The organism is Leptolyngbya sp. FACHB-711, from assembly GCF_014695615.1.
Classification (GTDB): Bacteria; Cyanobacteriota; Cyanobacteriia; order Elainellales; family Elainellaceae; genus Leptolyngbya_A.
Genome location: NZ_JACJOR010000505.1, coordinates 1 through 11,251 on the forward strand (window position 1 = coordinate 1; position 11,251 = coordinate 11,251).

Sequence of the window (11,251 nt, forward strand, 5' to 3'; positions counted from 1 at the left end):
GGAATTCATAGGAAAAGTGATGATCGATCTGCGAACACCCGACCGCCAATGCTATAATTTTTATGTAACATTTGTTTACATAAAACCTTGCTGCTGACGCAGGTTAACTGGTTCAAACTCAGGAGGATAGGCAGTATCGCGATCTGCCTGCACCTCTTTGATCTTTTATCAGTTTAGTCTCTGTCCCCCGTCCATTTCTGGCGCAGCACTGTACTTCTTCCAGTTCCCAGATTCAATGTTCCATCTGTGAACCTGCTTTTTCAAGGCAATCGGCTTTTTGCATAAGCGCATCTGACTTGGGGTTAACCGATTCTTCTCCAAAATGGGTTTATCCGCCACGGCTTCGCTAGATATTTCTCTAGCAGGTATTTTTCGCTCGCTCCTTCTGCAAGTATTTGGAAAATTTCATGACCGCTCAAATTCCTGAACGTGCCCATCAACGTGCTTTAATCACGGGCGCAAGTAGTGGCATTGGCAGAGCAACTGCGCTTTTATTTGCCAAAGCCGGAATTGATCTGGTGCTTGTAAGTCGCTCCCAGAGTGCCTTAGATGCAGTTGCCCATGAGGTCACTCAGCTGGGCGTTCAGGCTGACGCTTATTCGATCGATCTGGCAGCGATTGATTCGATTAAAGCTCAGTTTGAAGCGATCGATCACAAAACGCCGATCGATATTCTGGTTAACAATGCTGGAATGGGCTATACGGGAAACCTGATCGATACCCCTCTATCGGACTGGCAGCAGGTGATCAACCTGAATTTGACGAGCGTGTTCCAGTGCATTCAAGCCATTCTGCCCGGAATGCGACAGCGTCGGGGGGGCATGGTGATCAATGTGGCATCGATCGCTGGCTATCAGGCGTTTCCCGGATGGGGCGCATACAGCGTCAGCAAAGCGGGACTGATTTCCCTCTCTAAAATCCTGGCGGCAGAAGAGCGGGCAAATGGGCTTCGGGTCGTTACGGTTTGTCCAGGTTCAACCAACACGCCGATTTGGGATACAGAGACGGTACAGGCAGATTTCGATCGCACCCAAATGCTCACGCCCGATGTGGTGGCGCAAACCATTCTGCATGCTGCCCTACTGCCGCCCGGTGCAGTGGTGGAGGAACTCACCGTCATGCCCAGTGGCGGAGCTTTGTAAAACCTCTTTCACCCCTTTTGATTTGTTTCTGACATCTAATTTGATTCTGAGATCTACCCTTACTGAACTATGACTATTGCTTCTTCTAACGGTTTCAACGGCGGTCCCTCTCCCCAAGCAAAAGATTCAACGGTGGCGGATTCGGCTAACAATGTCACTCGCGTCACGACTCGTCCCGATCGCACCACTCGCTCTGGTGAAGAGGCAAAGCTGTATCCGATCCCAGAAAGTGCTCAAGAAACAATGATGGCAGCGGTGCACGATATGCTGGTCAGCGTTGGCGAAGACCCAGAGCGCGAAGGATTGCTGAAAACGCCAAAGCGGGTGGCTGAGGCAATGCGGTTTCTCACCAGCGGCTACCAGCAATCGCTCGAAGAACTGGTGAACGGAGCCATCTTTGACGAAGGGCACAATGAGATGGTGCTGGTGCGCGACATTAATTTCTTTAGCCTGTGCGAACACCATATGCTGCCGTTTATGGGCAGAGCGCACGTTGCCTATATTCCAAACCAGAAAGTCGTTGGTCTGAGCAAGCTTGCCCGCATTGTCGAAATGTATTCGCGGCGGCTTCAGGTGCAGGAGCGTCTAACGCGCCAGGTCGCAGAAGCAGTGCAGGAAATCCTCGAACCCAAAGGCGTAGCGATCGTAATGGAAGCGACTCATATGTGCATGTCGATGCGCGGTGTGCAAAAACCCGGTTCCTGGACGGTGACAAGCGCGATGCTGGGTGTTTTTCAGGAAGATTCAAAGACCCGCGAAGAATTCCTCAGCCTGCTCCGTCATCAGCCTGCTTTCTTCTAAGCTTGCTTCTGGGACGATCGCCAATTTTGGTCTGATAAGGTTGTTTGATCAGCCTCAAAAGTTTTACATCGCCCCTCCGAGTCCGTTGATCTGAGGGGTTTTCAGTTTGGTTGAAGTGTACTTAGAAGGGTACTCTAAAAGGGTACTTCAAAGCTTAAGGAGAGCTACTCTGCATCCCTTTTATCAATAAAGCTCGACATGGAGCAGCCTGTTACGAAGGTTTAGTTTGAGGATTGCTTGTGTACTCTCAGCGAGGGAAATAGAAATGCAAAGGTTGACGCAGATTTATTGCTCTCAGGAGTCTAACGGGCTTTAGCGGTTGGAGTGTTAATTACTTATTTGATAGAATTTATCTGATAGGTTTAAGACTTAAACTGCTTCTGCAGTATCGTTTGCTTTGTTCTGATTTCGTTTTGTCCTGATTTTGTTTTGTCTGCGTCGAATTAGTTCAGCCTGATTGCCTCAGCTACAGGTTAGGCGAGAATTAGTTTTTGTTTTTTGGAAAGGTAGGCTTGAATCGACGACTATCATCCTCAATGTGAATCGATATTAGACGAGATTCAGTGTTATGCCGATTGACGGTGTCCATGAGGTACTGCGATATCAGTAAAAAACCTGATCCTCTACCTATCCTGATTGAACATACTGGTGAAGATACAAAAGTTAAAGCCGCTAAACGCTAAGAGAAATTTTGTGCAGCACCAACTCGCGTTTCAGAACGCTGAAGAAGTTGTCTACCCTCACTCTTCACTGTTTATATTCGTAAGTGAGACATTCCTGTGAACCGCTTCGATTCAGATAGACCCAAGATTCTGGTTGTTGACGATCACCCCTCCAGCAGAACGACTGCGGTTGCATTACTCTCAGTTGAAGGCTACGAGGTTTTAGAAGCTGAAAATGGGCAAGCTGCTCTCAATTGCCTTGCAGGAGCCAATCCCGATTTAATCCTCCTAGACGTGATGATGCCGGGAATGGACGGCTACGAAGTGTGCCGACAGCTTAAGCAAGATGAGCATACACGCTTAACCCCCGTAATTTTTGTGACGGCTCTGAACGATCGACGCGCCCGGCTTCGAGGTATTGAAGCAGGCGGAGATGATTTCCTCTCCAAACCCTTTGATCAGCTAGAGCTATCTGCACGAGTGAAGTCGCTGATTCATCAAAAACGCCTCAACGAAGACCTGGATCATGCGGGAAAAGTGCTGTTTTCGATCGCCCGGACGATCGAGAGTCGCGACCCTAACACGGGCGACCACTGCGAGCGACTGGTGCAGCAGGGTAAAGCCTTTGGTGAGTTTTTGCGGCTTCCTCGCAACGAAGTGCGCGACTTGTCGTGGGGAGCCTATCTGCACGACATTGGCAAAGTCGGTATTCCTGATGCAGTCTTGCTGAAGGCTGGCAAGCTCAGTGACGCCGAATGGGAAATTATGCGACAGCACGTTTTAATTGGTGAGCAAATTTGCCAGCCGCTGCAGACGATGCGGGGCGTAACGCCAATCATTCGCCATCATCATGAACGCTGGGACGGGTCAGGCTATCCCGATCGGTTAAGGGGTGATGAGATTCCTTTTCTGGCGCAGGTGTTTCAACTCATTGATATCTATGACGCGTTGACGCATGAGCGCCCTTACAAACCCGCTTTTAGTCCCCAAGAATCACTGGAGATTATGATGCAGGAAACCAGCAAGGGCTGGCGAAACCCGGATTTGATGAAGCGGTTTGCTGACTTTGTTTGTAGTCACGCTGCAGCGGCTTGAGCCGTCTTCTAGTTTCTAGTCTTATCGAGAAAAGGTTTGAGAATTAGGTAATCGCCTTGCTGTAAGTCAGCCAGGTTTTAATTGGTTCAAAGCCAATCGACTCATAGAGCGAAAGTGCCTGATTGGGGTTGTTTAGATCCACGCCCAGATGAGCGATTTCCATTTCGATCGATCGCAAGCGATGCAGTCCGGCAAGAAGCAGGGCACGTCCTAACCCCATCCGGCGAAAGCCGCGCCGCGTTCCCAGAGCGTTAACCCAGCTAATTGGCTGTGGCTGGTGTTTGTTCGCTTCGGACTGAGACGAGCAGAAGCAGAAGCCCGCATAGGTTCCGTCAGGGGCAACGGCAACGAGATCCAGTTCAGGACGATAGTTTGGCTCTGCTAACCAGTGCTGCAACTGTTCGATCGTTAAAGGATGAAAATTCCAGTGGTCGATAAAGGTCTGGTTGTACAGCTCCACGGAAGCGGCCTCGTCTAGCTCATCGCACCCGTCCAATAGTTGATATCCGACAGGAAAAACCGGATCGGGAATGGGATCAAGCAACGATCGCCGCATGGTGAAGAACTGCCGCTCCAGCACAAAACCAGCTGTTTCGATAATCGCAATGCGATCGTGAAAAATATCCTGGCTGCCGCATCGCAAAATCGACTCCTGCTGGCGGATCTGCCCTACCTGCCGCATTCGCGCTTCTGCCCAGGCGATCATTTCTGGCTCCAATCCCTGATAGCGACGATCGGGATGCACATAGAGACAGAGGTAGCCGCTCAGGTTTGGATCGTCTGCTTGGGGAAGCCAGATCTGAGCCACTGCCAGAATTTCTCCTGATTCCTCCCAGAGGCGCATATCTCGCATTGGGTCGAAGCCAGGAGAACCAAGCTCTTGCTTAACTTCTTCGATCGTGGAAAGTTCCTCTTCGCGATCGGCGGCTTCGCACTGGTTAATCAAATTTGTCAAGGGCTGAAGGTCAGCCTGACCAGTATAGGGGCGAGCAGTTAAGGTTAGCATTGGTTTCTCCTGGAAAAGTACAGGGAGATCAGTTTGATCAGTTTAAGGAGTGCGACCGATCGGACTGATAAATATCAGAATGACCACTTACTAATGTGGTCTTATCTTTTAAATCAAGCGTGATCAGCGAAACTTCGGAAACATCAGACGGTGAATATTTGAAAGAGGGTAAATCTAATTTTTTGAGTCCCAATTTGAGATAAAGGTTACCGGGATCAGGAAAGGCAACTGCCGTCAACACATAGTCAAAGGTTTGGCAGATTTGCTGATAGGTTGAACGAGCAAGGTGGAGCAAAATCCTTGAAGTATGACGATAGCGAGGATGAATGACTAATCGGGTCACTTCTAGATTATTTGATTGTTTTAGAAGAGCTGGAATTGCATGATAGCGTTCTAGCTCAAAGCGATCGTCTAACGGAGTACAAAACCGCCAGCAGGCAATCAGGCGATCGTGATGAAACGTGCCAAACCACTGAGAAGCTGAGTCATAGTCATCCACAAAAATTAGATCATTCTGCCAGGTTCCAAACCGAATTCCAGAGGGATTGTTTACCTCAGGAACCCAACCCATCTCCTCAACAAAAACTTGATAAACTAGCCTTTGGGCAAGCGGAAATTCTTCCTGGGTTAAGGCTCTGCTGATATAAGCATGATTTGACTTTTCGGCAGATTGCGATCGCTGAATTAAACCTTTCATCTTGAATGTCCTACTTCCAGGAAATAAACGCATTACTTCCGATGAAAGTAGGAGACATTGCCTACGAACAGATACTAACAGCCATTAGGGAAAACGAGCGATTTGCATCTAATCAATGTTAGGGATGTTTGAGAAGTAACATTCATCAGGCGAACCACTCCCTAACCCCCTAACCCTGGGAAACGTAGCCCTCCTCAGGATTCTCAAAGTCCCCCGAAAGCCAGGGGATTTAGAGAACGATATAGAACCTTTAAGATTTCTCAAACAATCCCTTAATCAATTAAAATTTCTAACTTCTAAAGTTCAAGCCACCTCCACAGTAGACAATCAAAGAAATTCAAGACAAAACTACGATTCAAATCCCTCTCAATATTTGAGCGGAGAGATTTCCATTTCTGACATTTGCCATAGTTCAAACAACAACGATTCAATCGCCTGATCGATCGCTATCACAAAAACGCCTTCGGCTTCGTGAGCTATAGACGCAATCCAGATTCCCCGCAGGCTGATTTCGACCGATCGATGGTCAGCAGGCGTGATAGTAATTTCTTGCTCGGTGCGGTGGATCAGGCGATGCAAGCGGATTAATCCTTGCAGGTTGGCGGGCAGCAGAAATGAGGCGGCTCCTGGCTCCAGGTGAAAGCACTGGCTGGTTCGCAGGGAGAGCGTCAGCCGCAGGTGTAGCCATTCCTCGATCGATTCCGGCACAAGTTCCAGGTACAATCCTGTTTCGGTATAGGTCAATTTCAGCATGACCAAAAGACTCCGGGGCAGTTCAAGAGTTCAGCAAAAACTTCAGCAGCGAAATTGCAGATCGAAATTGCAGATCGAAATTGCAGCAGAACTGGAGACGGAATACCAATTCGTAATTCGTAACTCGGAATTGCGGGTTTACTGGATTGAGTGAATTGATATGGGGGGGTATTGAGGCAACTGATGAGTGCAATCGATTTAGACAGCAACAAGCCCCGCCTCCAAAAATCCGTAAGAAGCGGGGGATTAAAACTCAGATTGAGGATTTAACAGGGTGTTGATCCAGCAAATAACTGCCATCTTGCCCTCCCGCTTTGCCTGAATAAATGACTTTCTGGCTGTTCCAGCAGTCCTGCTTCAAATCGGGTAAAAAATAGTGGTGCAAATCGTAGTGCGAGTCGCAGTCGCAGCAGGGGCAGCCCCGATAGGAACAGTGGATAGAGCCAATACTGTGCGTCCAGGTTCTCGCCATGATTAAATTCACGATCGAAATCGTCGCCACGCAGAGCTAGCCGCATCTCTGCCGCGAAAACGAGCGACTGAACCAGAGCGATCGAGAGCAATGCGTTCATCATGGCTAAACCTCGCAGGAGGAAAACTTGCATCTTTCAGATAACATACTACACTTGTATTACGATGATGTCTACATAATTGGAGAAGAAAAGCATGTACACGCTGAATCGCACCGCAACGACAGAAATGGAAGTGACGAGCATTCGGCTAGAGCGCGAACTGAAAGACAAACTGAAAGAACTATCCGGCAACCAGGGTTATCAAGCCCTCATCCGCGACATTTTGTGGAACTATGTGCATCAGAAGTCCGGCGATGCTCAGCCTGTCTTATCGCGATCGGACATTCGCATCACAGTGCAGGCGCAAGCCACTCAGGAAGAACGATGTGCCCTCACGGGTCAATTCATTAAACCCCAGGAGCCAATGCTTTTGGGACTTACGACCAGCGGCGAGATGGTTCCCCTCAGTCTTCACAGTCTCGATTACCCCACAGGGGGAGCTGCTTCGCATCGTTGACGTTCAAGAATTTTCCCAATTCGCTTCAGATCACGCTACCGGGGTAGAGTTGGTTCGCCGCTCTGCCCTGATTGCGTCTAAGGACAAATTTCCCTGCTAAACGTGAACGATCGACACAAAGCGATGAGATAACCTTTCTGTTTGATATCGCTAAGTATGGGTAAATGTTATGAACGTATTGATTACACCTCCCGATCGGCAAACCGGAATGCAGCTTCGCGATGGTCGTGTACTAGCTTGGTCGGAATGGGGAGCGACTGAAGGATTGCCTGTCTTATTCTGCACCGGAGCTGGGATGAGCGGATCACTGGGATTTGGCACAAATTATCTCCTAGAGCTTGGTTTAAAACTTATTGCCATTGATCGTCCTGGTTTAGGTGCATCCGATGCTCACCCCACCAAAACACTATCGTCGTGGGTTTCAGATATCCAGGAATTAATTGAGGCACATCACCTCATGAACGTTACCGCCGTAGGATTTTCTCAAGGCGCACCTTTTGCATTTGCGCTGGCAGGAGCAGGGCTAGTCGAGGCAATCGCGATCGTATCAGGGCAGGATGAGCTAACCCATCCCCAAATCAGACCGCTTTTGCATTCTGATGTTTCGCGAATGATTGCGGAAATTGAACAGGATGCAGCAGCATTTGAGCAATACTTTTCGCAAATCGCAACTCCAGAAGGGTTATGGCATCTCATTATTGAAATGAGTGCAGCGTGCGATCGATCGCTTTATCTCAGTGACTCATTTGGCAGAGCATATCAGCATTGTTTGCAAGGGGGATTTGCACAGGGAACACAAGGTTATGTACGGGATCTGGTCAATGCGCTCAGCCCCTGGACGATGAAGCTAGAGGAGATTAAAATTCCCGTAGACCTTTGGTACGGTGGTTTAGACACCAGCACCGTTCACTCCCCAGATTCTGGGACGACCTTGGCTCGTCGTTTACCAACAGCTTCGCATACGGTCGAGCCAGCAGCAGGTGGTTCAATTCTCTGGACGCGAGCGCAAGCAATTTTGACCCAACTCAGATCTCATCTGTTGACCAAATAGACTGAATAGAGCTTCGTTTTATTACAAATTCGTCATCAAAAAATTTGTATTGGACTCCTCTAAACCTAAAATGGCTCCGTTATCCTGAAATGGACGAGTAAGAAACAAGCTGTGAAAGCCATTCTAATGACTTCCCCTGGTAGTCCCGAAGTCTTGCAGGTACACGACGTACCACCGCCACAAATTCGGCAAGCGCGGGAACTGCTAATTCGTCTCAAGGCAGCAGGCATCAACCCGATCGACACCAAACTGCGGCAGCGCGGCACTTTCTACCCAGAGCAAATGCCCGCCATTCTGGGTTGTGATGGAGCAGGAGTTGTCGAGGCAGTTGGCTCTGGTGTACAGCAGTTTCGCGTAGGCGATGAAGTGTATTTTTGCAACGGTGGCTTAGGAGGGCATCCTGGCAACTATGCGGAATTTGCGATCGTCGATGAGCGATTTGCCGCGCTAAAACCCAGCTCGATCGGCTTTACAGAGGCAGCAGCGGCTCCCCTGGTGCTGATTACAGCATGGGAAGCATTATACGATCGGGCGCGGTTGGAAGCAGGGCGCAAGGTTTTGATCCATGCGGGGGCGGGAGGTGTAGGTCATGTGGCAATTCAACTGGCAAAGCTGGCAGGGGCAACAGTTTGTACCACGGTCAGCACGCCGGAAAAGGCAAAGTTTGTGCGGCAGCTTGGAGCAGATCACGTCATTTTTTACCGGGAGACTGACCCAATCGAGGCAGTGCTGAATTGGACAAACGGCGAAGGCGTGGATTTAGCCTTTGATACGATCGGCGGTCAAGTGCTGTCTCAAAGCTTTGCCCAAACTGCGGTTTATGGAGACGTGGTAACAATTCTCGCCCCTGATTCTCAGACCGATTGGAAAACAGCTCGCGATCGAAATTTGCGCGTGAGCTACGAACTGATGCTAACCCCCATGCTGAGGGGCATGACCCAGGCGCAGCAAGATCAGGCAAAAATTTTGCGGCAGTGTGCCCACCTGATCGACCAGAAGGACCTCATGATTTACCTGAATCGAACGTTTCCGCTTGCAGAAGCCGCTGCCGCCCATCGATTACTGGAAATGGGTTCGCTCATGGGCAAGCTCGTTTTGCTTACAGAGCCGTAATTCGTCCACCGTAGCTATTCTGGCAGAACCTCGCTTGGTTCCGGTTGTCACAGTTCCCCTTAATCACAGTCCCCCCTTAATCAGGGATTTAGGCATGGGAAATTCAGGGCAACATCGACAACTTACAACTTTTCAAAAATCCTTCTTTGCAGAGCTTCGGTGCAGGACAGGACACACCATACAAGACAGAGCAAAAAAAGAGACACGCGATCGTGCCTCTCACAGGTGAATGAGAACTCAACCAATCAATAAATTGAGAATCAATTGAATGAATATGCCTTAAAAGAAAGTTTGACCAGAAGCGTACTCAACATCATGAGATTACTTCGAGTCAAACCTTCTCCGCGACAGGAATGCGCTTTTAGCAATTATTGCATCGGCTTTTCGTGTGCCTTTTCCTGAGCGAAATCTTTCAGCCGCTCGACCACATTGTAAGCACCCGGACCCGGAGACTCGTTTGATGCAACTCCTTCAATCGAACCTTCGATTTCGCGCCATGCCTTAAGTCCGCCCTTTAGTTCCGCAACATGCTGGAACCCTGCCTGACGGAGCAGTTGAGCCGCTTGTGCGCTTTGCTCATCGTCATTGCCATAAACATAAAGATCCCGCTCTTTGCGGATGGTTGATTCTGCCAATCCTGGTACTTTATCCATCGGCATTGTCATTGCGCCCAAGATACGGCAATCGTTGAATGCGTCGTGGTCCCGCACGTCCAGAATTGTCAGACCCGGCTCTCCCCACTCTAAACGAGACTTCAGCTCATAAGCGGTGGCTTGGGAATGAAATTCTGGGGGCGTGGGGGTAACATCGGGCAGGTTATCTTTTGCCTTTACAATCAAGTCTTGAATGTTGTCCATTGTTTTTTGTGTTTATTTTTTGTTAATCACCTTTCAAGTGATAACGATAAACAAGTTGCTTGAATGCTGCCTCTCCCCTGGGGGATAAGACAAATTTGCAGCCAAAATCGAAAGAGAGAAGTTATCCTCTGCGTGTGCTGCGAGCAGGCAGAAGCAGCGTGATGAAACGGGCTTCAGACAACCGTTTTTCGCCCCTCACTCCTGGGAAAACGCTTTCGATTTAGTTCTTGCCAGAGGGTAGGCGATCGGTTTAGGTTAAATGCTGCAACGCTTATCAGCAGTTTTTGAACCATCCATGACCCAACCTAGCTCCGAGCCGAAACAGGTCTTCATTTGCGGTTCTGCCCTGCGGGGACAGCCAGACCATCAAAATCTACAGTCTGCTCGTTTCGTCCGTGAAGCGAAGACTCAACCCCTGTATCGCCTTCATGCAGCACAAAACGGCTGGCATCCTGCCATTTATCAGGTAGCAGAGGGAGGCATCTCTATACCGGGGGAGCTTTACGAACTTAGCTCCGAGCAATATGAATACCTGGTTTCTACCGAACCGCCCAATATGTATCCCGGCGATGTTGTGCTGGAGAGCGGAGCAGTGGTAACGGCAATGCTTTACCCCCATGAACTTGTTGAACAGTACAGTTGGCCCGATATTTCCCATTTGGGCGGCTGGGCAGCTTATAAGGCAAGTGTCGATTCGACAAAAGCTTCCGGGCAGGCTGAGGAGGCTTAAACCGCGATCGTTCGTACCCGACGAGCCGCGTATTCGGTTCCTGATCGCCGCATTAACGCTCTTCCTTTCTGTAATTTCTGACTTGAGCGGGAAGCTAAAACTTGGAAACAGGCTCCCAGCAAACCTATGATAGAGACAGAAGAGCAAATCGAAGCCGGACTGCGTTATCGCTCTGGGCAGTTTGCTGTGCTAAAAGGCAATTGATACTGCGATCGTATGGTCAAAACTGTTGATGTTCTAGGGTTTCCCCATGCCTACGAGCTATTTGCGCCCACCGATGCACCCACCGATATGCCAATTGTGGTGTTTGTGCAT

The 11,251-nt window shown here is 49.3% G+C and carries 12 protein-coding genes; 7 read left to right on the forward strand and 5 right to left on the reverse strand.

All coding sequences use genetic code 11. From position 1 onward, the window contains the following. Positions 1 to 407: 407 nt before the first annotated feature. From H6F80_RS24145 to H6F80_RS24155, 3 genes are all read left to right on the forward strand, one after another. Positions 408 to 1,142 carry an SDR family oxidoreductase gene (locus H6F80_RS24145; RefSeq protein ID WP_190794063.1) on the forward strand — a complete coding sequence of 245 codons (735 nt, stop codon included), beginning with the start codon at positions 408 to 410 and terminating at the stop codon, positions 1,140 to 1,142. 69 nt (positions 1,143 to 1,211) lie between these two features. After that, complete coding sequence (folE, locus tag H6F80_RS24150; RefSeq protein ID WP_190794064.1) at positions 1,212 to 1,943, forward strand: GTP cyclohydrolase I FolE; 732 nt, start codon at positions 1,212 to 1,214, stop codon at positions 1,941 to 1,943. A gap of 779 nt (positions 1,944 to 2,722) precedes the next feature. Beyond that, positions 2,723 to 3,700 (forward strand): HD domain-containing phosphohydrolase, encoded by a 978-nt coding sequence (locus H6F80_RS24155; protein WP_190794065.1) that lies wholly within the window; start codon positions 2,723 to 2,725, stop codon positions 3,698 to 3,700. Between the two features lie 43 nt (positions 3,701 to 3,743). Here the strand turns inward: H6F80_RS24155 and H6F80_RS24160 are convergent, their stop codons facing one another. From H6F80_RS24160 to H6F80_RS24175, 4 genes are all read right to left on the reverse strand, one after another. Beyond that, positions 3,744 to 4,706, reverse strand: a complete 963-nt coding sequence (locus H6F80_RS24160; RefSeq protein ID WP_190794066.1) for a GNAT family N-acetyltransferase — start codon at positions 4,704 to 4,706, stop codon at positions 3,744 to 3,746. A gap of 37 nt (positions 4,707 to 4,743) precedes the next feature. Next, on the reverse strand, positions 4,744 to 5,403 hold the full coding sequence (locus H6F80_RS24165; RefSeq protein WP_190794067.1) for a GNAT family N-acyltransferase: 660 nt from the start codon (positions 5,401 to 5,403) through the stop codon (positions 4,744 to 4,746). Between the two features lie 366 nt (positions 5,404 to 5,769). Further along, a complete protein-coding gene (locus H6F80_RS24170; RefSeq protein ID WP_190794068.1) occupies positions 5,770 to 6,156 on the reverse strand; it encodes an alr0857 family protein in 387 nt (128 codons plus the stop codon). A 266-nt stretch (positions 6,157 to 6,422) separates the two neighbouring features. Next, entirely contained in the window at positions 6,423 to 6,731 is a 309-nt protein-coding gene (locus tag H6F80_RS24175) for a hypothetical protein (RefSeq protein ID WP_190794069.1), read from the reverse strand. A 91-nt stretch (positions 6,732 to 6,822) separates the two neighbouring features. Between H6F80_RS24175 and H6F80_RS24180 the strand changes: the two genes are divergently transcribed. The 3 genes from H6F80_RS24180 (at position 6,823) to H6F80_RS24190 (ending at position 9,349) form a co-directional block, all read left to right on the forward strand. Then, positions 6,823 to 7,185, forward strand: a complete 363-nt coding sequence (locus H6F80_RS24180; protein WP_190794070.1) for a ribbon-helix-helix domain-containing protein — start codon at positions 6,823 to 6,825, stop codon at positions 7,183 to 7,185. A 169-nt stretch (positions 7,186 to 7,354) separates the two neighbouring features. Then, complete coding sequence (locus H6F80_RS24185) at positions 7,355 to 8,236, forward strand: alpha/beta fold hydrolase (RefSeq protein WP_199296799.1); 882 nt, start codon at positions 7,355 to 7,357, stop codon at positions 8,234 to 8,236. A gap of 111 nt (positions 8,237 to 8,347) precedes the next feature. Further along, positions 8,348 to 9,349 (forward strand): zinc-binding dehydrogenase, encoded by a 1,002-nt coding sequence (locus tag H6F80_RS24190; RefSeq protein WP_190794071.1) that lies wholly within the window; start codon positions 8,348 to 8,350, stop codon positions 9,347 to 9,349. A gap of 368 nt (positions 9,350 to 9,717) precedes the next feature. Here H6F80_RS24190 and H6F80_RS24195 read toward each other — a convergent pair whose 3' ends face one another. Then, a complete protein-coding gene (locus tag H6F80_RS24195; RefSeq protein ID WP_190794072.1) occupies positions 9,718 to 10,206 on the reverse strand; it encodes a rhodanese-like domain-containing protein in 489 nt (162 codons plus the stop codon). 295 nt (positions 10,207 to 10,501) lie between these two features. Between H6F80_RS24195 and H6F80_RS24200 the strand changes: the two genes are divergently transcribed. After that, the gene (locus H6F80_RS24200) at positions 10,502 to 10,936 is read left to right on the forward strand and encodes an allophanate hydrolase-related protein (RefSeq protein ID WP_190794073.1); all 435 of its coding nucleotides are present in this window, start codon (positions 10,502 to 10,504) and stop codon (positions 10,934 to 10,936) included. Positions 10,937 to 11,251 lie beyond the last annotated feature (315 nt).

Bases quoted from the DNA above. Each gene is read 5' to 3' on its own strand.
- H6F80_RS24200 (WP_190794073.1), top strand. From the start codon at position 10,502: ATGACCCAACCTAGCTCCGAGCCGAAACAGGTCTTCATTTGCGGTTCT.
- folE (WP_190794064.1), top strand. From the start codon at position 1,212: ATGACTATTGCTTCTTCTAACGGTTTCAACGGCGGTCCCTCTCCCCAA.
- H6F80_RS24175 (WP_190794069.1), bottom strand. From the start codon at position 6,731: ATGATGAACGCATTGCTCTCGATCGCTCTGGTTCAGTCGCTCGTTTTC.
- H6F80_RS24195 (WP_190794072.1), bottom strand. From the start codon at position 10,206: ATGGACAACATTCAAGACTTGATTGTAAAGGCAAAAGATAACCTGCCC.
- H6F80_RS24145 (WP_190794063.1), top strand. From the start codon at position 408: ATGACCGCTCAAATTCCTGAACGTGCCCATCAACGTGCTTTAATCACG.
- H6F80_RS24180 (WP_190794070.1), top strand. From the start codon at position 6,823: ATGTACACGCTGAATCGCACCGCAACGACAGAAATGGAAGTGACGAGC.
- H6F80_RS24185 (WP_199296799.1), top strand. From the start codon at position 7,355: ATGAACGTATTGATTACACCTCCCGATCGGCAAACCGGAATGCAGCTT.
- H6F80_RS24160 (WP_190794066.1), bottom strand. From the start codon at position 4,706: ATGCTAACCTTAACTGCTCGCCCCTATACTGGTCAGGCTGACCTTCAG.
- H6F80_RS24165 (WP_190794067.1), bottom strand. From the start codon at position 5,403: ATGAAAGGTTTAATTCAGCGATCGCAATCTGCCGAAAAGTCAAATCAT.
- H6F80_RS24170 (WP_190794068.1), bottom strand. From the start codon at position 6,156: ATGCTGAAATTGACCTATACCGAAACAGGATTGTACCTGGAACTTGTG.